General features: G+C 41.0%; 23 protein-coding genes. 6 read left to right on the top strand and 17 right to left on the bottom strand.

Features of this window, described 5'->3' with window-relative positions; genetic code table 11:
• Positions 1-34: 34 nt before the first annotated feature.
• The 10 genes from ACFQ3Q_RS07525 to ACFQ3Q_RS07570 form a co-directional block, all read right to left on the bottom strand.
• A complete protein-coding gene (locus ACFQ3Q_RS07525) occupies positions 35-1,507 on the bottom strand; it encodes an MltF family protein (RefSeq protein WP_380744456.1) in 1,473 nt (490 codons plus the stop codon).
• A 275-nt stretch (positions 1,508-1,782) separates the two neighbouring features.
• Entirely contained in the window at positions 1,783-2,187 is a 405-nt protein-coding gene (locus ACFQ3Q_RS07530) for a hypothetical protein (RefSeq protein WP_380744458.1), read from the bottom strand.
• Positions 2,188-2,283: 96 nt separating this feature from the next.
• Positions 2,284-2,751 (bottom strand): hypothetical protein, encoded by a 468-nt coding sequence (locus ACFQ3Q_RS07535; protein ID WP_380744460.1) that lies wholly within the window; start codon positions 2,749-2,751, stop codon positions 2,284-2,286.
• 248 nt (positions 2,752-2,999) lie between these two features.
• Positions 3,000-3,524: a hypothetical protein gene (locus tag ACFQ3Q_RS07540; RefSeq protein WP_380744462.1), complete on the bottom strand. Its 525-nt coding sequence runs from the start codon at positions 3,522-3,524 to the stop codon at positions 3,000-3,002.
• A gap of 207 nt (positions 3,525-3,731) precedes the next feature.
• Positions 3,732-4,430 (bottom strand): hypothetical protein, encoded by a 699-nt coding sequence (locus ACFQ3Q_RS07545; RefSeq protein ID WP_380744464.1) that lies wholly within the window; start codon positions 4,428-4,430, stop codon positions 3,732-3,734.
• A 150-nt stretch (positions 4,431-4,580) separates the two neighbouring features.
• Positions 4,581-4,757, bottom strand: coding sequence for a hypothetical protein (locus ACFQ3Q_RS07550; protein WP_380744467.1), 177 nt, complete (start codon positions 4,755-4,757; stop codon positions 4,581-4,583).
• Positions 4,758-4,817: 60 nt separating this feature from the next.
• Positions 4,818-5,447, bottom strand: a complete 630-nt coding sequence (locus ACFQ3Q_RS07555) for a DUF2846 domain-containing protein (protein ID WP_380744468.1) — start codon at positions 5,445-5,447, stop codon at positions 4,818-4,820.
• A gap of 23 nt (positions 5,448-5,470) precedes the next feature.
• Complete coding sequence (locus ACFQ3Q_RS07560) at positions 5,471-6,001, bottom strand: hypothetical protein (RefSeq protein ID WP_380744470.1); 531 nt, start codon at positions 5,999-6,001, stop codon at positions 5,471-5,473.
• 317 nt (positions 6,002-6,318) lie between these two features.
• Positions 6,319-7,626, bottom strand: coding sequence for a YCF48-related protein (locus tag ACFQ3Q_RS07565; RefSeq protein ID WP_380744471.1), 1,308 nt, complete (start codon positions 7,624-7,626; stop codon positions 6,319-6,321).
• A gap of 199 nt (positions 7,627-7,825) precedes the next feature.
• A complete protein-coding gene (locus ACFQ3Q_RS07570) occupies positions 7,826-8,572 on the bottom strand; it encodes a hypothetical protein (RefSeq protein ID WP_380744472.1) in 747 nt (248 codons plus the stop codon).
• 472 nt (positions 8,573-9,044) lie between these two features.
• Between ACFQ3Q_RS07570 and ACFQ3Q_RS07575 the strand changes: the two genes are divergently transcribed.
• A complete protein-coding gene (locus ACFQ3Q_RS07575) occupies positions 9,045-10,397 on the top strand; it encodes a TlpA family protein disulfide reductase (protein ID WP_380744474.1) in 1,353 nt (450 codons plus the stop codon).
• 121 nt (positions 10,398-10,518) lie between these two features.
• Here the strand turns inward: ACFQ3Q_RS07575 and ACFQ3Q_RS07580 are convergent, their stop codons facing one another.
• From ACFQ3Q_RS07580 to ACFQ3Q_RS07610, 7 genes are all read right to left on the bottom strand, one after another.
• Positions 10,519-12,267, bottom strand: coding sequence for a glycoside hydrolase family 13 protein (locus ACFQ3Q_RS07580; protein ID WP_380744476.1), 1,749 nt, complete (start codon positions 12,265-12,267; stop codon positions 10,519-10,521).
• Between the two features lie 116 nt (positions 12,268-12,383).
• Positions 12,384-13,052 carry a CPBP family intramembrane glutamic endopeptidase gene (locus ACFQ3Q_RS07585; RefSeq protein WP_380744478.1) on the bottom strand — a complete coding sequence of 223 codons (669 nt, stop codon included), beginning with the start codon at positions 13,050-13,052 and terminating at the stop codon, positions 12,384-12,386.
• Positions 13,053-13,329: 277 nt separating this feature from the next.
• The gene (locus tag ACFQ3Q_RS07590) at positions 13,330-13,710 is read right to left on the bottom strand and encodes a hypothetical protein (RefSeq protein WP_380744480.1); all 381 of its coding nucleotides are present in this window, start codon (positions 13,708-13,710) and stop codon (positions 13,330-13,332) included.
• Positions 13,711-13,864: 154 nt separating this feature from the next.
• Positions 13,865-15,622: a S1C family serine protease gene (locus ACFQ3Q_RS07595; protein WP_380744482.1), complete on the bottom strand. Its 1,758-nt coding sequence runs from the start codon at positions 15,620-15,622 to the stop codon at positions 13,865-13,867.
• Positions 15,623-15,785: 163 nt separating this feature from the next.
• A complete protein-coding gene (locus ACFQ3Q_RS07600) occupies positions 15,786-16,394 on the bottom strand; it encodes a hypothetical protein (protein ID WP_380744484.1) in 609 nt (202 codons plus the stop codon).
• 151 nt (positions 16,395-16,545) lie between these two features.
• On the bottom strand, positions 16,546-18,087 hold the full coding sequence (locus tag ACFQ3Q_RS07605) for an RNA-directed DNA polymerase (protein WP_380744486.1): 1,542 nt from the start codon (positions 18,085-18,087) through the stop codon (positions 16,546-16,548).
• Between the two features lie 165 nt (positions 18,088-18,252).
• A complete protein-coding gene (locus ACFQ3Q_RS07610) occupies positions 18,253-18,933 on the bottom strand; it encodes a hypothetical protein (protein ID WP_380744488.1) in 681 nt (226 codons plus the stop codon).
• A gap of 459 nt (positions 18,934-19,392) precedes the next feature.
• Between ACFQ3Q_RS07610 and serA the strand changes: the two genes are divergently transcribed.
• The 5 genes from serA (at position 19,393) to ACFQ3Q_RS07635 (ending at position 25,440) form a co-directional block, all read left to right on the top strand.
• Positions 19,393-21,285 carry a phosphoglycerate dehydrogenase gene (gene serA / locus ACFQ3Q_RS07615; RefSeq protein ID WP_380744490.1) on the top strand — a complete coding sequence of 631 codons (1,893 nt, stop codon included), beginning with the start codon at positions 19,393-19,395 and terminating at the stop codon, positions 21,283-21,285.
• Positions 21,286-21,449: 164 nt separating this feature from the next.
• Positions 21,450-22,082, top strand: coding sequence for a Crp/Fnr family transcriptional regulator (locus tag ACFQ3Q_RS07620; protein WP_380744491.1), 633 nt, complete (start codon positions 21,450-21,452; stop codon positions 22,080-22,082).
• A 66-nt stretch (positions 22,083-22,148) separates the two neighbouring features.
• The gene (locus ACFQ3Q_RS07625; protein WP_380744493.1) at positions 22,149-22,961 is read left to right on the top strand and encodes a sulfite exporter TauE/SafE family protein; all 813 of its coding nucleotides are present in this window, start codon (positions 22,149-22,151) and stop codon (positions 22,959-22,961) included.
• 134 nt (positions 22,962-23,095) lie between these two features.
• Positions 23,096-24,397 carry a cytochrome ubiquinol oxidase subunit I gene (locus tag ACFQ3Q_RS07630; protein WP_380744494.1) on the top strand — a complete coding sequence of 434 codons (1,302 nt, stop codon included), beginning with the start codon at positions 23,096-23,098 and terminating at the stop codon, positions 24,395-24,397.
• 2 nt (positions 24,398-24,399) lie between these two features.
• Positions 24,400-25,440, top strand: a complete 1,041-nt coding sequence (locus ACFQ3Q_RS07635) for a cytochrome d ubiquinol oxidase subunit II (protein WP_380744496.1) — start codon at positions 24,400-24,402, stop codon at positions 25,438-25,440.
• Positions 25,441-25,450: the final 10 nt, after the last annotated feature.

Genomic DNA, 25,450 nt, shown 5'->3' on the forward strand with positions numbered 1-25,450 from the left:
TAAAGCTAAAGACCATGTAACCACAAAAATCCGTTTAAATTGCGGGTGTGGGTTCAATAAACTTCTTATAGTGCTCGTAGCGTAGAAATATATCCCTTACATAGTTGTAAGGTTCAGTTGCCCTCACAAATCCGTGTCTAACCACTTCATCCAGGTAGTATTCCTTTTCCGTCAATTTCAGTAAATATTCTTCCACATTCCCATCCCAGATATTCGGGTCTTTGCCATTTTTTTCTGCCAGGCGCATAGCATCAAATACATGACCCGGACCACAGTTGAAGGCCGCTAAAGTGAACTTTACTCTTTGGATTGAATCTTCCACAGTTTTAAACCTGTCCCTTATTCTGTCTAAATACTTTACCCCACCGCGTATATTTTGTTCCGGGTTGAAGCTGTTGCTCACACCAACTTCCTTTGCCGTGGCCGGCATCAATTGTATAAGTCCTCTTGCACCCGCCCAGGATTTCGATTTAGGGTCAAACCTTGATTCCTGGTACACCTGAGAACAGAGAAAACGCCAGTCCCATCCTATTTCAGATGCATATTTTTTAATGATATCATCGTATTTACTGATCTTATTGCTGTTTTTACTGTAAAAGTCACTCTGGATCCTGCGCCTGTAAGACTTCTTGTTTTTGAAGTACTTATTGTAGATCACATAGTAATCGTCAGATTTTTTCTCCCTGCTTATCCAATTGTTTATGGCCTTAAGCAATTCAGGAGAATTCTGCCTGACAGCCCAGGCTATGCGTTGTGAAAACGAAATTCTGGTATCGATATCCAGTATGGGGTAGAAGGTTTTGTTGACGGCAGCAATATTATAATCAGCAATCGTCCTGTCAATTTCACCATCCACAACCATCCTGATTATTTCGTCTGTGGTAATATTCCCTTCAATATGTTCTATGGGAATTTCAGCACCAATCTCCTCCTGCAGGTTTTTAAGCCTTTGGGTATAGGAAGAGTTCTCTCTGACCCAAACAGTATCGTTTATTAGCTCCAGAGTATTTGAAATTAACTGCTTGTCGATCTTATAGCCGGGTAGTGATCGCCAGTTCGCGGGCATTCGCTGAACCAAGGCCTGGTGGGTTACATAGTGACTTTTTGTAAAACTAACTAAATCTTTTCTGGACTCTGTGATGGTTAAGCCATAGGCAATTAAATCACCTTTACCATTGTTCAGCATATCAAACAGGTCGTCGATATCAGCCGCGACTGTAATCTTCAGCTCTAAGTCTAAGTCCTTTGCCAGGCGGGATAAGAGTTCATATTCAAAGCCCATCGGCATTCCTCTATACAAAAAATAGCTTGTGGAATTATAGATGGTTATCGCGTGCAGAACTCCATCTTCTTTAATGGCTTCCAGGTCTCTAAAGGTTTTATAAGGTGCATTAGCCCGGTCTTTTTGATCTGCTGTATCCTTATCCCCGGAGTTTTTGTTCCCCATAGAACAGCTGGAAAGAATAATTAAAAGAGCAATGAAAAGGCTGCCTGTTTTTACATCCATAACCGATAAATTACAAAAAACCTATGACTTACCTAAAGAAATGTTAAAGAACCGAATATGTTATAAAGCTATGCAGGCAAAGCGGCTCGATTTTTACTGGGTTCTCTATTCCACCTTATGGGCTCGCCACAGTTGTGAATAAATGTTGTTAATGGCCGTTTTACCGGTTACCCAAATTTCACTGTACAAACTTCGTTTTGCCAATTATAGGGCAAGCTTAGATGAAGATAAAACTCAGCAATACAACAATTTCAGCTTTTCCCGGAACCCGCTTTTTATTCGATCATCTCGGCTGTGATGCTCAGGGTGAACTTCGATTCGTTATCCGAAATATTTTCTTCTGTCCACGGGTCATCGGTTACGGGATCCATTTCGAAGGCCGTCACCAGGCTGCCGTTATCATCCCGAAATAAGATAAGCGATTCCAAACCGATCGAAGGGGAAGCGGGTGTGCTTATCCCCAAAAGAACTTCGCTGTTGATGGTTTTTGATTCCGATGGCATAATTTCTATTTCCGAAGCTCCAAAATAAATGAGTGTGGCACCCGATTGGTTATCGATAATATACTCGGCATAGGCCATAGCATCAGTTGCAACATCATCATCTGTATAAGAACAGGAGTTGAAAACAAGTACTGAAAGGCAGGCCAGTAAGAACCCGTAGCAGCTTATATATTTCATAGGAGTATAACTTTATTTTATATAACGGCAGCGTAAAACATAAGTTTCCGAAGAAAGGTTCCGGCCTTGAGCCGTGCTCCGGGATTTCTGTTGAAATTAATTATTGATCAGGGTTATCTTTTCATTCACCTTATCCATAAACTCGTGCAGGTAGCCGGGAACATTCTCTTTGTCCTGGTCGATCCTCCAGCTTTTCAGGTTTCCGTCTATGGAATACTGAATAAATAACCCGCCACCGTCTGCACAGTCCGGGCAGCCTATAACAGGCTCGTTCTCGTTCAGAAGCTGTACGGGGAAGAAGTCTGCCAGGTTTTTCACCTCCTCGAAGCTGCTGTTCTCCAATTCCACGAACTCAAGGTTTTGACCGGAATGATCGTCAATGATATCCTCATATAATTTTTCATCGGTCAGTTTAAAGGTTTCCACGCAGGTCTCTCCCTCACACTGGCCATAGAAATGTCCAAAGATCAGGTAGTTGGATTCATTAACTTCGGGACTTTCTGCATCGCCGCTGCAGGAAGTTAAAATTCCAAGACTGAAAAGAAATAGTACTGCTTTTCTCATAAAGGATCCTTTATACTGAGATGCAGAATTTGCGGTTTGGTTGCGTTCAAAATAAATTATGGGACTAAGAGGATATAAATTGACCTTGGAATAGCACTTTCTTCATAATACGGTTTAGAGTGCTCAGTTTAATTATAAGTCCTTGTGATCTTTTTAGTTATCAGGCAGGAAAGGAGCTTGTGTTTAAAGTTAATTATTTTCTTTGAAAGGTCGTTTGCTGATCTATCTGAACTTTTTGGTTTTCATCCTTACCGGGCAAGATTCGGACTGAAGACCTCGTGTCTCAGCGGGAAATCGGTGGTCAGGAATTCCACGGCTTTTTTGGCACTGTCTTCCTCTTCAAAGTACATCACCGAATCTCTTTTGAAATGGTTCTCATTTAAGACGAAGATCTCAAAGGAATTGAAAGATTCGCTCAGGTCCGGTCTTGCAGCCGAAAAGAATGCCAGTTTCTGGCTCTTTTTAAACTTTAAAATGGAAACCACCGGCCGGTCGCTCAGGTCTACCTTCTGCCTGAAAAGAGTATGGCCCCGGAAGAATTTTGCCTTATATAATTTATTGCCTTTTTTGATCATCCCTTTTTTGGAAAAGGCCAGAGCAAATAAATAAGAAAAGAGCAGGAGCACGAAGGTAAAGGTCAGGTAACCCTTCCAGTTCAGTTTCGCCTCGATAAGTGCGATGATAAACATCAGGGGAATAAGGGAAATTCCCAGGATGATGATCTGCTGCTGCAGGTTAAAGCTTGGCTCTAAGATCAGGTTTTCTTTTTTCATTTTAACCTATAATAACGGTTATAGCTAATAAAGGCTGGAAGGTCATTTAGTAGTAAAGACTTATTGAATTAAGTTATTTATTTTTTTCTTTCTGGGAGAAACTTACTGCTATTTAAGTTAGCCGTTATTGTTTTCCATAGCCTTTGGAATGCTTTAATCTAAAAAGCCATTCTTCCGAATGACTTTTTAGATGGTTTTTGAGAATGATTATGACCTCATTTCTGCTACTAATTTTCTTGTAGCATCTTTAATAAACTCTTCCAAAACATCCTTTTCTACTCCTTCGTATGGCTCTTCTTCTTTCTTTCTTAGTTTTTTTAGTTCTTTTCTTATATCCTTAAATGATTTTGATATAACACACCCATCAGTGCAAGGTGTATAATTAAATTTATACATGCCTGCATATTCATTGTTGGCTATAGAGACTACTTTAAACTCTACAGAAGCTCCATATCTTTCATAAGTGCCTTCAGTTTCAGTTTTTTCTCTATCCTTCTTATCATAGTATGTATTTGTTTTATATACAATACTTGGGTCTAACTTGGTAAGTTCTATAATTAAATCTGTATCAGACTTTTCTTTTATTTTTTCATAATCAATATTGTTATTATCATTTCCAATAATCTGATTAAACAGTTGTCTGTCTCTTACAACAAATCCACTTGACAGTAATTGATTTTCAATTGAATTATACAAATAATCAACATTTTCTTGTGCGGTTGTATTTATAGATGCATCAGGTACTCTTAAAACAACTTTAGGTCTTTTATTCCTATCTAAAAATTCCTTCAAATTATTAGTGGTGTAGACATCCGGTTCTTTATTCGTAAATTTTATTGTTTTAGTTGATGAGCAACTTGAAAATAGGCAAAGCGTTATAGCTAAAAGAAGTAGTCTTAATTTCATAAATTATGAATTTTATTGGTTAGTAAAGTGTTATCAAATTTATATTTAATTTGTTGAAAGCGAAAACTTTATTGGGATATTTAATGCTAACGGTTTTGGCTAATATAACTAATGGCAAAAGGGGCTCTTTTGCCGTTAAAAATTCTGCTCTCAAAAACTCAGGATATTTGCCCATCTCAGCAGGAACAGGATCATAAAGGTGATCCCGGTACTGGCGTATATGGTACCCTGCCAGTAATAAAGCCTGGTTCTCCAGTGATTCCAGGACTTCTCACCAAGTTCTTCTTTGAAATGACCGCTGGTGAGCTTCCAAAAAAGAAAAAGCATAACTAAAAAAATAACTGTGGCTATTATCCAGACTTTATCCATTTAAACAGATTTTAGTTTTTAATACTTCGGGCTTTCTTTCTTCATAGTAAGGAGCGCGTATCTTGCCGTGTTCGGATTGTCAAGAAAAATGCTCATTCCGTTGCTAACTGTTGGCATTGCTGAAGTTGTATTCCAGTTCTCAAAACTTGCGGCAAAAGAACCCCTTATGAAATAGATCTCTCCGTCTTCCGCATGTATTTCCAGTTTATCATTCTTAGAGCCTTTCCAGTTGTAGTTATGAACTTCCCCGGCTTTTACCTTATGCAGGTAATAGGTGTTGGTCTTAATATTTATAAACCTTTTCCCGTTATACTCCACCCTGCAGGCTAAGGCAGAACCGGTATATACATAGGGCCTGTAAAGATAAACGTGGGCATATCCTTTTTCGGGTTGCTCTATTTCCAGGTCCAGCGGATTTTTGATTACCGAAAGGTCGGAGATGTGCACATCAGAAAACTTGAAAATATTCTTTTTCTTGCTCTTCCTCTGTCCGTTTTCAATGAACTCGACCTTCTTTCCTTTTAAGCCTACGACCTTACAAAAGATGGTGTCGTTCTCTTTGGTTACTAAATAATCCGATTCAGGCTGTTGGGCAATTCCCGGGATTGATGCTAAGATCAAAAACAGGAAGCTTAAACTTCTGATCATAATGTTGGTTTTAAAGCTTGTGGTTAATAGTTACTCATATCTGTGTAGGTGCCGTTATAAGTTCCGGTTACCGTTTTTCCGTCCTCGCGGGTAAATGAAAATTCCATATGGAGTCTGGAGGCTGTGAACTCTATAATGTTCACAGCGATAGATCTGGCCTTTCCTCCGTTCAGGTCATCATTCAGCACCATTTCTCCGGTTTCTTCATCTATCTTACTATCCCTGAAAGCGGTATTGTAATAGATCCCATATTCGTTTAAAGAAGAAAGAGTTCCTGTTTCCAGGGTGGCCTGGAATACCTCCAGGTAGATGAAATTTACGCCGGAATCCTGGCTGTCCTTCAAAAAGTCTATATTCCCTAATACTATGGCAATTTCCTGGGGCTCATCATCTACGGTATTATCATCCCGGAAGTAAGCGAAATCGGTGGGGTAAAATTCCCCTTCAAAGTTGAACCCGTTTTTAGGCTGGTTATTTCCCCCGGTAGTTTCCTCCTCAGGACTGCAGGATAAAAAAGGGATAAGTAAGATTAAAAGGAGTAGTGCTTTTTTCATAATAGATTAGTGATTAAAGGTTGTGTAACGGTCCCGGCTAATATAAGTCACGAAGTAGGGGGAGATATTTTTTACTCCAATTCTTCAAAATAGTTGTTCAAATTTTACTTATATCTTTTAGTATCAAAGGATTTTTTAATTGTAATTCCCGGAAATAATTTATTTACTGTTTCAAAATGTTATAGATTTCTTTTCTGCTTACTAAAACCCGATGCGTATTCTTGTTCTGTACTTTTAGCTAACTCTTCATTTAACCTCATAGTTGTATGGGGGAATTAGGGTCGATTCTGATGTCCGCATCTGACTTTAATTTGTAATTACTTCATATGTCCCACGGCGATTCCGGTGCTTTCATTTATAAAGCGTATAGATTCAATAGCATATTGGGTACCTGATTCTTGTTTAGTCCAGTTGTTGCCTCCATCTGTGGTTTTAAAGATATCTCCGTCAAATCCTGCAACATAACCTGTATTTTCATTAATGAAGAAGACCGTTTTTAATCTATAGCTAAGATTTGGAGCTATTTCTTCCCACTCTGAACCGGAATTTGCAGTCTTATAAATAGACCCTGGTCCTCCAACCGCTTCTGCTTGTACAGCATATATGGGACCGTCGGAAAATGCGAATAGATCATAAAAAATAGAAGGGTGATAGAAAATAGACTCCCACGTAGCACCTCCGTCGCTAGTGAGGTAAATCTTGTCGAGACAGGCTGCATATCCTTTGGTTCTAGAGGTGAATTTAACAGAATATAAGTTCTTTTTATACGGATCCTTCTGTAAATTCCATTCCTTACCTCCATTTTGAGTTGTTAGAATAACCCCGCTTTCACCAACAATGACACCTGTATTTTCATCTGTAAAATATACGGAGTTCAGGGCTTTGTAAGTTCCCGACTCCTGGCGTACCCAGGTTGCTCCACCATCTTCTGTTTTTAATATAGTGTGGTGATTTCCTACGGCGTAGCCCGTATTCTCATTTGCAAAAAAGACATCAAAAAGAATGTAGCTCCCGGTATTCTGCAGTGACCAGCTCTCTCCTCCGTCGGTCGTTTTTATTATTTTTCCAAGGTCACCTACTGCATAGCCGGTAGTCTCGTTTAAAAAGTAAACAGAGTGTAAATTGAGTATATTGTTAACCCGAATGCTGCTCCAGGTCTCTCCGCCATCGGTTGTTCTTAAAATGATCCCATAGCTTGAACTGGTTTCTTCCAGAGTTTTAAATTGAATTTCATTGCCATAGCTCACCCCGGCACTATTTTTCGCATAGGCACGTGCGTAGTAAGTGGTGTTTGAATTGAGGTTTTCCAATTTACTTGTAAAACTGCCTGTTCCGGTACCATCTTCAGTTTTATCATTAGAAATTGTGGGGCTTGTTTCTGTACTCCAACAAACACCCCTTTCAGTAACTTCGGCACCTCCGTTTTCTGAAATTTCACTTTCAATAATAACGGAATTCGCCTTTATCTCACTTGCTGTTGAGGTGGAAAATTTAGCGGTTTCAATTACTTCCTTCTCTTTTTCTATAACTTGCTGCCCGTCGTCATTTTCCTGTTTACTGCAACTAAGAACTACTAGCGAAAGGCTGAAGATTAGTGTTAATAAGAGCTTTTTATTCAAATCCATCTTTATAAGTTTAGTGAAATTTGGTTTTTTGATTTGTATTAGGATAGGTCTTACCGGGATCATTTAAAGCTGAAATAAATAGGCTGTTATTCATATCTAACGATCTCGGTTAATATAAACTGTGTAGCAGGGATACCGCTAACACCATAGACCCGGTTTTTGATTAATTTTAATGCTGATACAGGCACGCCATAATTCTTTAAAACTTGACCTCATAATTATACGAAGTACTTTTATCTTCATAATAGAAGCTGAAACCGTCCTTATCAAGATGTGCCAGCCTGAAGCTATTTTGCCTGCTTTCACCTTCCAGTTCTGCCTTAAGTGTAATGATGCCATTATCGTTGATCACCTCAAGGATTTTAAAATCCTTTGCGCTTTTAGTTGTTTTTACCTCGCTGGCGCTGGACCACATCTTGTGACGGATACTGGTAGTGAATTCTTTTCCGGAATCCAGGATAGATTTAAATTCTTCGTAATCTGGCAGGTTGTTGGTGTATGCCACGCCCGAGAGACTGGCCTCGGCTGAAGAACTTTGAAAATACCCGGCTTTGTTCCCTTCGGTTCTCTGGTTGGTGATGTAAATTATATTGGCCCCCATCATCGCGGCTTCGGTCTTAAGCTTACGGTAGGCTCTTTCTTTTACCCTTTCCTGGTTAGAGAGGGTAGTGGTTCCCTTGGCTTTGGAGCTGACAACTCCCAGTTTGTAAAGTCCTTTTATTTCACCTTCAACGGCCGTAACGGTCACCTTTTCAAACTCGTCTACATTATTTACCTTTTTTAAAGAGGTTCCTGCTGAAAAGGTCTGGACCCTCCCGTTATCAAAAATGATCTCTTTTACCCTGTTCTTATAAACGGTGTTGAGCAGGTCTTCCCCGGGGTAAGAGAATTTTACCGCATCGGCCGTGATCTCCTTTACATCACAGATCACCTTTTCATTATTCATAAATAAGGTATCGGGTATAGATTGGGAAAAACAGTTTGGATTAAAGTTTAGGAATAGGAACAGGGCAATCAGGGAACAGGTTCTCATTGAGGTTTAAATTTTTATAATGTTAGGTTGCTTTCTCTTACGGCAGTTGTAGGGAAGAATAATAGCCGGGAAAGAAAAGATTATAGATTTTTTACTGATTGGGATAAATCTATAAAAAAATGTTAAATACACCTATTTTTTATAGTGAAAAACCTTCTTTTTGATAAAACTCTGAAGAATAGTATACGCTGATTCCCGGCTGCGATCCCTGATTCATAGTAAGACCCGGTTCATTGATATGGGGAAATGTTTCCTCCGGAAAGCTTGTCCGCCGTGTTTGTTTCAGGATCTTTAGGCAGGCTTTAAAATGTGATCTTAAGTTGTTATATTGCAAGTCTAACCGTTATTAATTTTAAATACTTTCTTACTTTCTAAATTCAGCCTTATGTCTAAAATAATCACTTTGTTTTTTAGCCTGCTTTTGAGTTTTTCAGTTTTTGCCAGGTCAGGGAAAATAGAACTCTCCGGAAAAGTCCTTAACCACTCTGTTAAGACCATAGCGATCACTCATTTGAATAATCAGGAACTGGTCTCGACAGAGCTGAATGCTGACGGCAGTTTTAGTATGTCTGTCAGGATAGAGGATGGCTATTACTTCCTTAAATATGGGCGCAATTCAACATTCATTTATCTCTATCCCAAGGATGATCTCAGTGTAAAGTTTGATGCCAACCACTTTAAAAGCAGCCTGGTTTTTAGCGGGCAGGGCTCTATCAGGAATAATTATCTTGTTGAAAAAGAAGATACGGCTGCCGAACTCACTAAGGACCTGGAAGCCTTCTATAAGGTCGATGAGTCTGCCTATTATGAGAATATAGCAAAGGTCAAGAACTTACAGTCAGACCTGTTATCCACTTATAAGGTCGAGAATTTCTTTAAGGCTGAAGAATTAAAATCCCTGGAATACGAGAGGCTGCTTAGCATCCAAAATTATAAGTCCAGTTATAGGTTTTATATAGGGGGAGAGGTAACTCCTTCAGCAGGTTTTTACGGGCCTGTAAAAGCAGTAGATCTAGATAATAAGGACGATTACAGGAAGCAGCCCTATTACCGTTACCTGGTGAATTCGGTTTGGAGCAAGCGTATTGAGGCGGCCCCCGACGTAGATGCTATGTTGAAGGTTTTGCATAAGGTGAAATCTCAGGAGGTGGCCATAAGTTTGATAAACGGTTTTTATTCAAAGATCTCCAGCAAGGAGAAACGGGCAAAAGATTACCTGGACCTTATTAAAAGGGTCACCACTCACCGGCCTTTTATTGAAGCAGCCGAAAAAAGATATCAGGAAGTGTTAAATGCCAGCGGACTTGCCAAGGGGGATGTATCCCCGGAATTCGATTATGAAAGCTTTAAGGGAGGCAGCGTGAGCCTTGAAGATCTGAAAGGGAAATATGTTTACATTGATGTTTGGGCCACCTGGTGTGCGCCTTGTATAAAGCAGATCCCGTATCTCAGGGAGCTGGAGAAGCGTTATCACGATAAGAATATCGTATTTGTCAGCATTTCGGTAGATAAGGAAGACGTTAAGGACACCTGGAAGCAAATGATAGCCGATAAGCAACTTGGCGGGATCCAGCTTTTTGCGGATAAGTCTTTTGACAGCGCTTTTATGGATGCCTTCGGGGTGAATTCCATTCCGCGCTTTATCCTTATAAACCCTGAAGGGAAGATCGTGGATCCTGAAGCACCACGCCCTTCTTTCGATAAGACCAGGCTTATGTTAGATGAGCTGTTGAATTAATTTCCTAAAAAGTGACTTTTCAACTGTGGTTAACGCTCTCGCATAACAGAAGTTCGCAGAACAGGGATCCAGTCCCGAAGATTCGGGAATGGATTCACGCCATTTTTACAGGGGAATTTCCTTATTCGGTTTCTATTATTACAGCCTGGTAAGGTTTTAGCCGAATGCCATCTTCCGGCTTGTCGAACGTACTGTAGTTATTGATCAGCTGCTTGCCAGTAAATTTCAAATTCTCAAGCTCGATGCCTGACTCGTGGTCGGTGAAATTCAATAACACCAACAATTTCTTCCCTTTATAGGTCCTGGTAAATGCATAGATCTCGGCATGTTCCTTCTGGATCAGTTGGTATGCTCCATACACCAGGGCCGGGTTTTCCTTTCTTACCCGCGTCATTTTCCTGAAGTGATTAAGGACGCTGTTCGGGTCTTCATCTTGAGCCGCGACATTGATCTCCCGGTAATTTTCATTTACTTTTTTCCAGGGCGTTCCCTTAGTGAAGCCTGCGTTGGGGCTGTCATTCCATTGCATTGGGGTACGGGCGTTTTCCCTGGAGCTGTAATTGAGAACGCGCATAAATTCATCCAGGTCCTCTCCTGATTTTACTGCCGATCTATATTTTCCGATGGCGTCTACATCCACATACTCCTCAATATCCGGCATATCGATATTGGTCATTCCTATCTCGTCTCCATAATAGGTGTACGGCGTACCACGCATACTTAATATGAAGCTGTTGAGCATTTGTGTTGAGACCCTTCTGAATTCCGGGTCCGGGTTCCCGAACCTGTTCACCAGGCGGGCATTGTCGTGGTTGGAAAGGAAAATGGCTATCCAGCCTTTCTCGGCAAAAGCACTGTCCCAGCGGCTGAACACTTCTTTGAATTCCGAGAGTTCATAGCCTTCAGGAGTCCTGGACATATCCACGCTTTCAAAATGATAGGCCATTTGCAGTTCCTTGCGGTTTGCATCAACCAGGTTATGGGCGTCCTTAAAAGTACTTCCGGCACCCTCTGCCACGGCAAAAACATCGTATTTTTCAATGACCTCCCGGTTCATTTCTTTTAAATATTCGTGCAGTTGCGGGCGCATTCCGTACCACTTGATAAAATCCTTTTCGTGTCCCTTCGGAAATTCGGGCCAGGTGGTATCCTTACTGGCAAACTGAAAGGCATCCATCCTGAAGCCGTCAACTCCCTTTTCTGCCCAGAACTTCATAATATCATATACCTCCTGTCTTACCTTCGGGTTTTCCCAGTTCAGGTCGGGTTGTTCCTCGGCAAAGGTGTGCAGGTAATAGGCGTTGGTTTTTTCATCATATTCCCAGGCCCCTTCAGGATCAAAAAGGCTGTACCTGTATGGCGGCTCCCCCTTTTCGGCAGGCCACCAGTGGTAATAGTCGCGGTAGGGATTGTCCCTGGAACTACGCGACTCCCGGAACCATTTATGCTGGTCGCTGCTATGGTTTACCACCACATCCAGCACGAATTTTATATCCCTTTCGTGGAAGCCATCCAGCATCTTCTGAAAATCTTCCATACTGCCGTAACGGGGATGGATTGCCCGATAATCTGAAACATCATAGCCATTGTCTACAAGCGGAGAATCGAAAAAGGGATTCATCCATACCATCGTGATCCCCAGGCTGTCTATATAATCCAGTTTCTGGATCACTCCCTTAAAATCTCCAAACCCGTCTCCGTCCGAATCCTTAAAGCTTTGCGGGTAGATCTGGTATAGAATGCCTTCTTTCCACCAGGTCTTATCAGCGGTCTGGGCCGGCTCCCGTTTCCCGTTCTTTTCCTGTTTTTCCCGGTCAGCACATGCAGAGAGCAGGAAGATCGTAATAAGGAGCAATAAAAGTTTTTTCATATCATCAGTTTAAAAGGCGCCGGTTGAACACGATCTTACCTGGCTTTAAACAGGCCGTAAAGACGTGGGCCGGGGCTTCCTGGACCAAATCAGGTCCGATTTGCAGGATAAGATACTTAATTTTTTATAAGGCTGCTGCCTGTTTGCGACGAACTCTTGTTCCCCGGGCTATGGGGTTTGTACTTAGTTTGAAGAATTTTATGCATTGAAATAAGAAGAACAATTCCAATAGTAAAGTAAAAATAACCTGAAACCTCCCAGCTCTTTATTAAGAGCTGAGCTTCAATTTTATTCCCCTGGTTGTCCCAAAAGAACTGGGGATAGTTTATCGACCCGTGTATTACTGCAAAAAGTAAAATATTATTTCCAAATTTTTTCCAGACCCAGGTCAGTATTATTGTTGCTCCCGTGATTACAAGTAACCAGGGGATCAGAATTTCACTGCTTTCAAACAGGATCGGAAAGTGCCATAAAGTCCAGATCATTAAAACAAAAAACATAGTTTTTAACAGAGAATATCTTTTATTCACATTTGGTAATAACCAGCCTCTCCATCCCGTTTCTTCTCCCATCCCGATTATCAGGATTTGTAAGAAAAGATGAATAATAAGTTGTTCCCAATTGTTTTGAAGCACTCCAAGTATTAAATCAGTTGAAATACCGGCGAGGATCATTGAGATAACAGAGATCCCTAAGCTTAGCAGAGGTATAAGCAAATAAATATATTTCAGGTCTCTTTTAGGAAGGAATCTTTTTAATTCGATCTTTTCTTTATTGGCCCTCATTAAAATCAGGGCACTGATTCCGGGTGACAGTATTGTTACCAACCGAGCTACATAAATATCAAGTGGTTGAGGTAATTTCACATTTTGAGAAATCCACATATTAAAAGGAATTCCAACTCCATAAGTGAGAAGAAGAGTGATACCTATAAAACTCAGAACCGGGTATGTTTTTAAAACCTTGATCTTATGTTTTCTTTTTGAATGCTCTCTGGTTGAAATTTTTTAACGCTCCCGGCTAATATAAACTGCGGAGTATGGATGCAGCATTTTCGCGGGACTATTTTCTCATTCCCATTATCATTTCAGCGCCTTGTTCCTTTACCGAAACAATCAATTTATTTTCGCTTACCGAGATAAGTTTTTGATCGGTCCTGCCATCCAGATCGTCTGTACGAATGATCTTTTCAGATCTGTCATATTCCCACTTCCCTGTATACTTATGGCCTTCTTCCATACCTTCCTGTTTTCCGTCCGGATGAAATATGACCCAGTTATTTTTTTGCATCTCGGCGGGCAGTTCCATTTTTTGTCCTGCCATTTCCACATATTCAAGATGCCACTTCCCGGAGGTCAGTAATTCGAATTCATCTTTTTCCTGGGCCTTAATTGTTTGAAAGGCCGAAATAAGAAGGAACGTAAAAAGGATTATTTTTTTCATGTAATCAGGCTTTTAATTGTTATAACGGTCCCGGCTAATATAAGCTGTGAAGCAGGGAGATTATATGAGCTTAGACCTGGGTTGTTGGTTTAGTTAATTGTTTTCTTGCTTAGGCGGCTAACTATTTGTGATAGCCACTGTAATGCCAATTTTTTTAGTTTATTTCAATTATATAAATAAATTCTTTCAAATACTTAACCTGTTCTGATAGACTTTTGCCTGAAATAGTGTTCGTCTTTGGCAGATTAGGAGTTGTGTTCATTACCTGAATCAGGTTCATTAAATAGCTTGTTTTTATTGCGTAAGATGCGTTTTCCGCTCCAATATGTTTAGCATTAATAATCCCAACAATACTCCCATTGGAATCGAATAAAGGGCCACCACTATTTCCCGGTTGAATTGGTACAGTTATTTGGTAAGAAGTTATATCCCCTTGAAATCCCGATTTAGAACTGATTATTCCATCGGTTAGTTTTACTTCATCACCCATTGTCGCCCTTAGTGGATATCCAAGAGCATAAACAGATTTTCCTGCATCGGCTATATCACTATTTATGGTGTAAGGTAAAATTCCAAGGTTTGTAAAACTGGGGTCATCAATCTTAATAATCGATAGGTCATTATTTTTGTCTTCAATAATCACCTTAGCCTTATAGGTTTTCGAGAAATTTCCTTTAACACCTCGTACTTTAATACTCGAAGCTCCATTTGTCACGTGATGATTAGTAACTATATATCCATTTGAAGATAAAGCGAAACCTGTTCCCGAAGATTTCTCACTCCCTATCGAGTTAATATTATCACTTGAGGTGGGATATAATTTTATGTATAAATTTTCTTGTCTGTCCGGCCAAATTATTTTCATCAGGCCATTTTCAAAACTAATATACAGATCTTCATTAATTGTTTTATCACCCATAAAATACTTTACCTTATAAAGGTTGGGTGTAGCAGTTTTAGTTAAGTAAGCTTTTATATCTCCAATTTTCCATCCGGGATTTTCAGCACCACCTAAATAAACCAGTCTGTAGTCATTGTCTTCCTTTATTAATCCCAATTTGTACTTTGGCGAGTTTTCAGATCTGGCGGAATTCTCATAAATACCCTCTATTAGATTCGCTCCATTCCCGTCCCAGTGAGATTTTAAAGAATATTCATTCCAGGAAGTGTTCGGATGTTCACCCTTTTCAGTGACGAATACATAATCCAAAGCTACCTTCGCGCCAGCACCAATATAAGGTCCTATTTTATCACCATACCATTGGAATACACCACCTGTATAAGCATATAGTATATTATCTCCGGTGTAAATCCTTACAGAATTACCGCCGTACTTTTCAATGGTAATACTAAAATCATTTGAACCAACGTACTGGTATTTTGTCCAATCTTTTAGAGTGGTGGTTTCACCACCGGATTTATATAAAATTTTTACCGAAGTGGAATATATATAATTTCCTGAGGCATAAGTGTTATACTCCCGACTGTTATAAAACAGGATAGTATTATAATTATTCCAATCTTTAAATCCCCATACAAAGCCCCATACAGGATTGTTTTCCCAGCCTTCTTTAAGTTTCCCGTTATTTCTTTTATGGTAAACGCGATATTTTTTACTTGCATCCCCATTTAGGTTAGCGAATGAGAAAGAGATTTTGTAATCTTTCGAATAGTTTAAATCAATTGGAATCCTGTTTGCCTGAACATAGCCTTCATTGGAAAATCTGTCGATAAGCTGACCGTTGGATATCTGGGCATACCTTAATTCACTCGATTCAGTGTGCCATCCATTATAATTGTTATTGAACTCTTCATTTAATATTGTTTTCCATCCGGTATCTTCCTGGGAAAAAGAACATAAACTGATGAATAAAAAGATAATTAATTCAGTGGTTTTAATTAATCTGGTCATTCTTTATTAATTTATTGCTTGAACGGGGCGTAAAGATCCCGACTGTTATAAGTTGCAAGCTTGGGGCTGCAACCTTGTCGCTTTAGATCTGGTTTGTGGGTCAAGTTAATAATTTTCTTTCTAACGGTTTCGGCTATTTACTCTGGGTGTAGCTAATAAATTTTTAGTATGGGGAATCTGTAGGATCAGACAATTCAACAGGTCCGCTATAATTACCTACAACATTTATATTGTCAATCCTGAACTTGTAATCAAGATCTATATGGGTGACTATATACTCGTCATATTCGTTCAGTTCTGAGGTTATTGAATTTATAGTAACACTTCCGGATTGAAAAGTATTGTCATTATACCAGCCTGGAGAAGATGCTAATTCCCGTGAACCAGAAGCTAATGCATTATCCCTGAATTCTATATAATCGTGCCCATCGATAACGAATGAATTATAAGCTGAGTTATTAGTGGTATAGGTCCCGGAAACCAATTGTAAGTTCTCCTCGTCACCGGTATATAAATAGAAGCTGGCTAAATGATCAAATTGATTATACCCATTCCCATTAGCATTGTTTTCGTCCAGAGTAAAAATATCAATGGAGTATTTCTGCAAACCGGAACCAACTGTACAACATTTTTCTGCCAGGATCTGATCTGTTTCAAAAAAAGTGTTCCCGACTAAAAATCCGTTCTTGATGTTGGCTGAACTGTCATCTTTAGAACAGCTTATTAGAGTTAATGTAAGCAGGACTATAAATCCTTTTAAAAATTTTCTCATGTTTGGCTTGGTTGTTTTTTAACGGTCCCGGCTAATATAAGCTGTGAAGCAGGGGAGTACTATTAGCGTTTAGACCCGGTTTGTGGGTCAGGTTAATTATTTTTTTCTAACGGTGTCGCCTGTTGGGGATGAACCGATGTAGTAGCCAGTTTTAAATGTTATTCTTAAATAGTGCTAAGTGATCTAATAATTCCTTGTTTTTTCCAGGTTTTTTAATGGTAACAAATAATTTTATGTCAGGTGGAATTGGTTTAAAAAACTCAGTTCTATTTGCTTTTAAGCTTTTAATGAGTGGTGATTTTATTTTTTTGGGAAATTTGATTGGAAATAGATTCAATGATTTCACAAAATAGATTAGCCAAATTAGATCATATTCATTCTCTTCAATATTTTTCAATTTTTCGTTGATAGTATTTTTGATAATGGAATTAATCTTACTTAAAATCTTTGGCTTGCCTTTATTATTCCGAATGATTTTTTCAATAACTCCTAAGATTTGAGGAAATGATTTATTTCTTCTTTCTTTCAATAAGAGTAATAAGCTAATAGCCTTTTCTAAATCTTTTTCTTTGAAATCGAATTTTAAAACATTTTTGTTTGTTGTGAGTTCACTTAAAAATCTATCAACGACTCCAGTACCTTCATGTTTTTTATCGACCTTCAATGTGCCTCTTAGCGAACTTTCAAATTTCTTGTAATTAATCTTATTTCGATAGCGAATGGAAAAAGGTTGAAAATCTGCAGTCCATTCTCGAAATAACCCTTCTGGTAATTCTTCAATATTCGATTTACTTTCATTCAAAGTAAGGTTATACTGTGCCATTTGTTTTTGTAAAGTCTTGATGATGACATTTGCATCTTCCTTTGAATGGCATAGAAATCTATAGTCATCTTTAAATCTTACTCCTAAAAAGTCAATTTTCTTTGAATCAATTATTTTAGATGTATCGTTATCTACTGCACTTAATACAAGTTCTGCAATTATATCCGATATCGCAGGACCTATTGCAATTCCATTAGTACAACCATCATTAGAATTTTGAACTAACCTATCTAACTTGAGGCCTAAGAACTTATTGTAATTAGTTCTATTTCCTTTTGTTCTAATAAGTTTTTTAGTGTGAATAGCCCAAGCTATACTATGAGTATAAATCGAAGGATAGAAGTTTTTAATATCTGTTTTGAGAATGTACTTATAATTATAAGCTTCAGCAACTAAATCATTTTCTGCCATTTCTAAGAATTCATAGATCATTCTTCCTGCACGTAAATGACCTAAATCGCCTTCATTCTTTTTGGATACAGGTATAGGAAAACTATAAGAGTAAATTTTATTCGTAGAACGAAATAGGGTTTTAATTACTAAATCCCATTCATTCATTATATACCAAACTAAATCGTGATATATTTTTGGGGCAATGATCCCAAAGGTTCTATTCGTTAGTTGAGTTTTTGGAAATGATACATTTACAAGATCATTTCTATCAGGATCAAATTTTGGTTGAGCACCTGAATTATCTACCTCATAAAAGGGATTATTATTTAATTCAAATTTTTGTATTTCGAATGATGGGGGAACAACATATGGTTCTGGATAATACCCTTCTTCCAAAAGCCATTTAGAAATTTTTGACTTTGGAATTTTTTTTAGAAGTTTTTTGGTTTCTAAGTAGTGCTTTTTTGGTAAAGACATTTATATTTTTAAAATTGGCTACAACTGTCTCGGTTAACACAAGTGGAGCGGGTTAATCCGTTAGGATTTGTCCGCGGGTTTTGGATCAGGTTAGTTTCTAAAATTAGTCAAATTTTGTCGGTTACCGCGAATTTGGGTTAACCTTTGTTGGCTGTAGTTTATTTACTAAAGTAATTTTTTTATTGCTTCTACACTGGAATTGAGCAATGATGGTACACTACCTTCAAATATTTGATCCTGTCTAACATCAATTAAATTGGTAACATCTAAAGCAATACAATAATTTGGATCAATTTCATATTCTTTTGAATGATTTATTTCTAAATATTCAAATAAGGCTTCTGTAAATATTCCAATTTCTGCTGTCTCGAAACCATCTTTTTTAGCGATAAACCATATTGCACCAATTTTTTTAATATTATTTTCTTCATAAGTGTAAACGTGTTGTGGCCTAACTTGAATAGGTACTCCTGAAATATTGATAACTGATTTATCAACTGGTTTAGATATGTATGTAATCTTCGAACTTGGTCTAAAAGAATCAAAATCAAAATCTTCAAAATTATGGAGTATTTCGATATTTCTTTGATACATAATTTTGGATATTTTGGCATTTGCCAGATCGTGTCGACCTAATAGATCATCTATTTTATCTAAAATAATATCTTGCCCATCCTCTTTGTAATATTGGCTAATCGAGCTAATCGAAGTAGTCCAATAATTTCCACCATCAGAATTTTCTTTTTTTTCTCGTGGTTTTTTTAAATTATTGACAAGAGTCAACTTTGAGCTATCAGTCTTCTTTCTTCTAAACTCAATAATCTTTGCAGTTGGAATTTTTTCCATTTTTTTCGGATTTATTGTAAAACTACTAATGATTAACGTTTAAGGCTAAAAAAAATATAAACTATTTATTCACAATAAATTAAAGTCAACTTGTTATATGCTCAAAAGCCTTAAGCTCTTGCCTAAAATCTGCGAGACAACAAGCCGTAATTTTTAGCGCTCCTAAAGTTATAAAATTATGTTAAGAGATTGTAGCCTTTTCCCTTCACAATTCTTAATAAGGGGAAAAATCCCCTTTTTGGGGTAGGCGCAAAATTCCGGCCTGCCCGGCACATAAAATTTCTTTCCGGCTGTGATTTCATCTAATAAAATCGTTTAAAACCAGCCTTAAAATTCAGCTTTTTAAATTTTTAAGCCCATATTTTAAGAATATCCCAATCGGCGTTTTTTTGTGGCCTAAAGCTGTTTTTTAATGCTTCAAAAAGACTTAGCTTTGGCATAACTTCAGCTAAAAGAATTATGGGAGATAACAGACATTTTGTGATAGATTTCGACAGCACCTTTACGCAGGTGGAAGCCCTGGACGTGCTGGGCGAGATCTCTCTTGCGGGCCACGAGAAAAGGGACGAGAAACTGCAGGAACTGCGCGATCTTACCGACCGCGGGATGGGGGGCGACCTGGCTTTCCGCGAGTCGCTTCAGAAAAGACTGGAGCTGCTGGAGGCGCAGGAGGTACACCTCGAGCCGCTTATCGAGAACCTGAAAGACCGCGTTTCGGTATCCTTTGTAAGGAACGAGACCTTCTTCACCGAGAACCGCGACCGCATCTACATCATCTCCAACGGCTTTAAGGAGTTCATCGTGCCCATCGTGAAGGAATACGGGCTTAAGGAGGAAAACGTCTTTGCCAATACCTTTGTCTTTGACGAGAATGGCCATATCGTGGGCTTTGACCACGACAACGTGCTTTCTTCCAACAACGGGAAGGTGGAGCAGCTGAAGCGCCTGGAGCTTAAAGGCGATGTGTATGTGATAGGCGACGGCTATACCGATTATGAGATCAAGGCGGCCGGCCTGGCCAATAAGTTCTACGCCTTTACCGAGAACGTGAAGCGCGACAACATCCTTGAAAAAGCCGACCATATCACGCCAAGCCTGGACGAATTCCTTTACCTTCATAAAATGAACAAAGCCATTTCCTATCCCAAGAACAGGATCAAGGTGCTCTTGCTGGAGAACGTGCACGAAGATGCCGTGGCCATTATGAAAAATGAGGGCTACAACGTGACCACCGTTTCCGGCGCACTGGACGAAGAGGAGCTCGCCGAAAAGATAAAGGACGTTTCCGTGCTCGGGATACGTTCCAAAACACAACTCACCGAGAAGGTGCTGCAGAATGCCAACAGGCTTATTGCCGTGGGCGCCTTCTGTATAGGGACCAACCAGATAGACCTGGAAGCCTGCTTAAAAAGAGGGGTGGCGGTCTTTAACGCGCCTTTCAGCAACACCCGTTCTGTGGTGGAGCTGGCCATAGGCGAGATCATCCTTTTAACGCGTAACCTGCCCGACCGTATCTCTGAAATGCACCAGGGAAAATGGAACAAATCGGCAAAAGGCAGCAACGAGGTGCGTGGTAAGAAGCTCGGGATCGTGGGCTACGGGAACATAGGGGCCCAGCTTTCGGTAGTGGCTGAAGCCATCGGTTTCGACGTGTATTATTACGACCTGGTGGAGAAACTCGCTTTGGGGAACGCCACCAAGTGCAACAGCCTTCAGGAGTTGCTCGAGAAAGTGGATATCGTGACCCTGCACGTAGACGGCCGCGAACAGAACAGGAACCTGATAGGCAACAGGGAATTCAGCCAGATGAAAGAAGGCGCTATTTTCCTGAACCTTGCCCGCGGGCAGGTGGTGGACGTAGACGCGCTGAAGAAACATATGGAATCCGGCCACATAAGAGGGGCAGGGGTAGACGTGTTCCCGAAAGAGCCGAAGACCAACAACGAGGAATTCCAGTCGCCGCTTAGAGGCCTGCCTAACCTTATCCTTACGCCGCATATTGGCGGAAGCACCGAGGAAGCCCAGGAGAATATCGGGAACTTCGTGCCGGGTAAGATCATAGAATACATCAATACGGGGAGCACCACCAACTCGGTGAACTTCCCGAACCTGCAACTGCCAACGCTCGAGAACGCGCACAGGCTTATCCATATTCACCATAACAAACCGGGGATCATCGCCCATATCAACAGGATACTCGCCGCTCACGACATCAATATCGTAGGCCAGTACCTTAAGACCAACGAGACCGTGGGTTACGTGATCACCGATATCGACAAGGAATATAATGCCGATGTGATCAAGGAGCTGAAGGGCATAGAAGGCACCATCAAGTTCAGGGTGCTGTACTAAAGTCCTTAAAAAATAATAGCTTAAGGCTTTGGCCGGTTGCTTTGTAAGACCGGCTGAAGCCTTTTTCTTTGGAGCGCCCTGAGCCGCCCTTTCACAAATCCTTTGCTTCAGGGTTTCTTATTTCAATTTAAATCTTAATTTTACTTTCCGTAAAAATTCACCGCATGTTAGAGGAACTTAAAGAAGCTTACCATTTTGTTTTTGAGGATGAACTCATAGAAGAGATCTCGAAATACGGTACCCTGAAAACCGTGAAGGAAGGGGAGAAGATCATCGAGATAGGCGATTACGTCAAGAATATGCCGCTCCTGCTGGAAGGGGCCATTAAGATTATGCGTGAAGACAAAGATGGGGACGAGCTCTTGCTTTATTTCCTGGAACGTGGCGACACCTGCGCAATGACGCTTTCCTGCTGCCTGGGGATGACCAAAAGTGAGATCCGCGCCGTAGCCGAACGCGATACCAAGCTTATTATGATCCCGATCGAGAAAATGGAAGAGTGGACCTCGCGTTATAAAAGCTGGAGGAATTTTGTCTTTGAAAGCTATCATACGCGGTTAACCGAGATGCTGGATACCATAGATACCATCGCCTTTTTAAATATGGATGAGCGCCTTATGCGCTACCTGCAGGATAAGGCGAAGATCAACCAGAGCCCTAACCTCCAGATCACGCACCAGCAGATCGCTTACGACCTTCATACCTCCAGGGTGGTGATCTCGCGCCTGCTGAAAAAACTGGAGATCGATAAGAAGATCGAACTGCAACGCAACAGCATTAAGGTCATTGATCTTTAGTGTAACTCATGTTACTGTAAAAGCTCTATGAACCCGGTACTTTTGCAGCGAATTAAAAAGCACTAAATGGAGTTACTGGAAATACTAGGATATGCAGGCGCATTAATGATCGGGTTGGTATTAGGCCTGATCGGCGGCGGAGGCTCCATCCTTACCGTACCTGTAATGGTCTACCTGCTGGCCTTAAATCCTGTAACGGCAACAGCTTACTCTTTATTCGTGGTAGGTTCGGCTTCCCTGGTGGGAGCCGGAAAGAACCTGCAGAAAGGCCTGGTCGGCTTTAAGACCGCCCTGGCTTTCGCAATCCCTGCCGTGCTTTCTGTATACAGTACCAGGAGGTTCATCGTGCCGGCAATCCCCGAAGAGATCATTAGTTTTAACGGGTTCACCCTTACCAGGGATATCGGGATTATGCTCTTTTTCGCTATCCTGATGCTGGCAGCTTCGTTCTCTATGATCGTCGATAAAGAGAAATTACTGGCTTCCAAACCTTCCCAGGAAGAGAAAAAAGAAACGAATTTAGCGCTGCTCATACCCCTGGGGCTGCTCACGGGGCTTATTACCGGGCTGGTGGGTGCCGGAGGAGGCTTCATTATTATCCCTATTCTTGTGATACTTGCAGGACTGCCTATGAAAAAGGCCGTGGGAACTTCGCTGCTGATTATTGCGATCAACTCGCTGCTGGGATTCCTAGGGGACCTTGGCCACCTTAAAGTTGACTGGCTGTTCTTGCTCGCTTTTACCGCCCTCTCGGTTATCGGGATATTCTTAGGCGTCTATTTGAGTAAGTTCGTGAACGGGCATAAGCTGAAGAAGGCTTTCGGATGGTTCGTGCTGGTAATGGGGATCTATATTATCTACAAGGAACTTACCCTGTAAAAGGCCCATTTCTTTACAGAAATTATAACATTTACGCCGCTCGGGGTCCGTCTTATTTTGCTTAATTTTAAACGGAAAAATTAGCTGTAATCTGTCGTCTGATTCTCAGGCGGTAGCCCAAAATAGAATACTGAATGGAAAATCTGGACTTTGCCCGTCTGCAGATGGCTTTCACCCTCGGATTTCATATTATTTTCGCCTGTATCGGGATGGTAATGCCTTTCTTTATGGTGGTTTCTCACAAAAAATGGCTGAATACCCGAAATCCTGTTTACTTAAAACTTACCAAGGCCTGGCAAAAAGGAGTGGCCATCTTCTTTGTGACCGGGGCCGTCTCGGGTACCGCGCTCTCCTTTGAGCTTGGACTCCTGTGGCCTGAATTTATGAAGCACGCGGGGCCCATTATCGGGATGCCGTTCTCGCTGGAAGGCGCAGCCTTCTTTGTGGAGGCGATAGCACTGGGCTTCTATTTATACGGCTGGGATAAACTGCCGGAGAAATTCCATTGGTTTACCGGGATCATTATTGGTGTTGCCGGGGTGCTCTCGGGCATCCTCGTGGTTTCGGCCAATGGCTGGATGAACGCGCCGTCGGGTTTCGATTACATAAACGGGGAATTCACCAATATAGATCCTGTGAAAGCATTTCTTAATCCTGCCTGGTTCACCGAAGCTCTGCATATGACCCTGGCGGCCTTTGTGGCCACCAGCTTCGGGGTGGCAGGGATCCACGCCTTTCAGATCCTCAGGGGAAAGAATCCCGAGCTTCATAAAAAGGCCTTTAAGATGGCCTTGTGGTTCGGGGCTATAGCCGCGATCCTGCAGCCAATAAGCGGGGACCTTTCGGCTAAGGATGTGGCCGAGCGGCAGCCGGTGAAACTGGCGGCGATGGAGGCGCATTACGAGACCGAAAAAGGTGCGCCATTGTTCATTGGCGGGATCGTAGATGAAGAGAAGAAGGAGGTGAACTATAAGATTGAAGTTCCAAAGGCCCTTTCTTTTCTGGCTTTTGGCGATTTTGATGCGGAGGTGAAAGGGCTTAACGATTTCCCTGAAGATGAACTGCCGCCGGTGGCCATAGTACACTATGCCTTCCAGGTTATGGTGGGGATAGGAACCCTGCTGATGCTTGCCGGGCTCCTCTTCTTCTTCAGCCTGAAAAAGAAAAAATGGACCAATTCAAAATGGTACTGGTGGTTCTTTATGCTGCTGGCCCCTCTTGGCTTTATCGCCATAGAAGCCGGCTGGGTGGTGACCGAAGTGGGTAGACAACCCTGGATCATCCACGGAATTATGAGGACCGAAGATGCGGTGACCCCAATGCCGGGAATGAAGTTCAGCTTTTATATGTACGTTTTGGTTTACTTTGTCCTGGCCGTTACCGTGACCTGGCTGATGAGCCGCCAGATAAGAGCCCTTAATGCAGACAACGATTAGTTATGATATACGTAGTTCTTTTCTTTACGCTATTCTCTTTCTTCCTGTATGTGTTACTGGGAGGCGCCGATTTTGGTGCAGGCATCGTTGAACTTTTCTCTTCCAGGGAAAATAAGAAGATCAACAGGGATACCATTTACCGGGTGATGGGACCCATTTGGGAAGCCAACCATATCTGGCTTATCATCCTTATCGTGATCCTCTGGATCGCTTTTCCGGTGTATTTCAACATCATCATTATTTACCTGCATGTTCCGTTAACCCTGGTGCTTCTAGGGATCACGATGCGGGGGGTGGCCTTTATCTTCAGGCATTATGATGCCGTGGTAGACCAGTCCCAGAACTGGTATAACTGGATGTTCAGGATCTCCAGCTTTATTACCCCGGTTTTCCTGGGGATGTCCTTTGCAGCCCTTATAGGAGGGGAGATTGTAATGACCGAAGATTATTCAAATTATTCCTTTTACCAGATCTTTATGGCACCCTGGCTGAATATTTTCGGGCTTCTGGTAGGTCTTTTCTATGCCGCGCTTTGCGCCTTTATGGCTTCAACGCTGCTCATTGGGGAAAGTGACGGGGAAGTAAGGAAGATGTACAGCCGAAAATCGAAGATCTATACCGTTCTGCTCGTGTTTATAGGCTTTGTGCTTATTGCTTACGGGTATGTTAACGAAGTGGAATTCATAAAAGACTTCATCTTCAATCCGACATCGGTATTGTCGATCCTTATTTCGGCAGTTTTACTCTTTCCGCTCTGGAAGGCGATAAAGAAAGAGAATAAGGTAGCGAGCAGGTATCTGGCGGGAGCCCAGGTGATGCTGGTGATCTTTGCCGCACTTTATGCGCATTTCCCGTATGTGATTATCACCTCAGGAAAAGAGGTGAGCCTGCTGGCCGAGACGGCCCCCGATTCGGTGATACAGGTGCTGGGGATTTCGCTTATAATTGGGGGAGCCATCATTTTACCGGGATTGTTCCACCTGATGAGGTCGTTTAAAATGATCAAGGTCTTTGACCGTGATAACCAGATATTCAAAAAATAGAATTTAAGAA

The organism is Salegentibacter chungangensis, assembly GCF_042678405.1.
Classification (GTDB): domain Bacteria; phylum Bacteroidota; class Bacteroidia; order Flavobacteriales; family Flavobacteriaceae; genus Salegentibacter_A; species Salegentibacter_A chungangensis.

Bases quoted from the DNA above. Each gene is read 5' to 3' on its own strand.
- ACFQ3Q_RS07525 (WP_380744456.1), bottom strand. From the start codon at position 1,507: ATGGATGTAAAAACAGGCAGCCTTTTCATTGCTCTTTTAATTATTCTT.
- ACFQ3Q_RS07530 (WP_380744458.1), bottom strand. From the start codon at position 2,187: ATGAAATATATAAGCTGCTACGGGTTCTTACTGGCCTGCCTTTCAGTA.
- ACFQ3Q_RS07535 (WP_380744460.1), bottom strand. From the start codon at position 2,751: ATGAGAAAAGCAGTACTATTTCTTTTCAGTCTTGGAATTTTAACTTCC.
- ACFQ3Q_RS07540 (WP_380744462.1), bottom strand. From the start codon at position 3,524: ATGAAAAAAGAAAACCTGATCTTAGAGCCAAGCTTTAACCTGCAGCAG.
- ACFQ3Q_RS07545 (WP_380744464.1), bottom strand. From the start codon at position 4,430: ATGAAATTAAGACTACTTCTTTTAGCTATAACGCTTTGCCTATTTTCA.
- ACFQ3Q_RS07550 (WP_380744467.1), bottom strand. From the start codon at position 4,757: ATGCTTTTTCTTTTTTGGAAGCTCACCAGCGGTCATTTCAAAGAAGAA.
- ACFQ3Q_RS07555 (WP_380744468.1), bottom strand. From the start codon at position 5,447: ATGATCAGAAGTTTAAGCTTCCTGTTTTTGATCTTAGCATCAATCCCG.
- ACFQ3Q_RS07560 (WP_380744470.1), bottom strand. From the start codon at position 6,001: ATGAAAAAAGCACTACTCCTTTTAATCTTACTTATCCCTTTTTTATCC.
- ACFQ3Q_RS07565 (WP_380744471.1), bottom strand. From the start codon at position 7,626: ATGGATTTGAATAAAAAGCTCTTATTAACACTAATCTTCAGCCTTTCG.
- ACFQ3Q_RS07570 (WP_380744472.1), bottom strand. From the start codon at position 8,572: ATGAATAATGAAAAGGTGATCTGTGATGTAAAGGAGATCACGGCCGAT.
- ACFQ3Q_RS07575 (WP_380744474.1), top strand. From the start codon at position 9,045: ATGTCTAAAATAATCACTTTGTTTTTTAGCCTGCTTTTGAGTTTTTCA.
- ACFQ3Q_RS07580 (WP_380744476.1), bottom strand. From the start codon at position 12,267: ATGAAAAAACTTTTATTGCTCCTTATTACGATCTTCCTGCTCTCTGCA.
- ACFQ3Q_RS07585 (WP_380744478.1), bottom strand. From the start codon at position 13,052: ATGAGGGCCAATAAAGAAAAGATCGAATTAAAAAGATTCCTTCCTAAA.
- ACFQ3Q_RS07590 (WP_380744480.1), bottom strand. From the start codon at position 13,710: ATGAAAAAAATAATCCTTTTTACGTTCCTTCTTATTTCGGCCTTTCAA.
- ACFQ3Q_RS07595 (WP_380744482.1), bottom strand. From the start codon at position 15,622: ATGACCAGATTAATTAAAACCACTGAATTAATTATCTTTTTATTCATC.
- ACFQ3Q_RS07600 (WP_380744484.1), bottom strand. From the start codon at position 16,394: ATGAGAAAATTTTTAAAAGGATTTATAGTCCTGCTTACATTAACTCTA.
- ACFQ3Q_RS07605 (WP_380744486.1), bottom strand. From the start codon at position 18,087: ATGTCTTTACCAAAAAAGCACTACTTAGAAACCAAAAAACTTCTAAAA.
- ACFQ3Q_RS07610 (WP_380744488.1), bottom strand. From the start codon at position 18,933: ATGGAAAAAATTCCAACTGCAAAGATTATTGAGTTTAGAAGAAAGAAG.
- serA (WP_380744490.1), top strand. From the start codon at position 19,393: ATGGGAGATAACAGACATTTTGTGATAGATTTCGACAGCACCTTTACG.
- ACFQ3Q_RS07620 (WP_380744491.1), top strand. From the start codon at position 21,450: ATGTTAGAGGAACTTAAAGAAGCTTACCATTTTGTTTTTGAGGATGAA.
- ACFQ3Q_RS07625 (WP_380744493.1), top strand. From the start codon at position 22,149: ATGGAGTTACTGGAAATACTAGGATATGCAGGCGCATTAATGATCGGG.
- ACFQ3Q_RS07630 (WP_380744494.1), top strand. From the start codon at position 23,096: ATGGAAAATCTGGACTTTGCCCGTCTGCAGATGGCTTTCACCCTCGGA.
- ACFQ3Q_RS07635 (WP_380744496.1), top strand. From the start codon at position 24,400: ATGATATACGTAGTTCTTTTCTTTACGCTATTCTCTTTCTTCCTGTAT.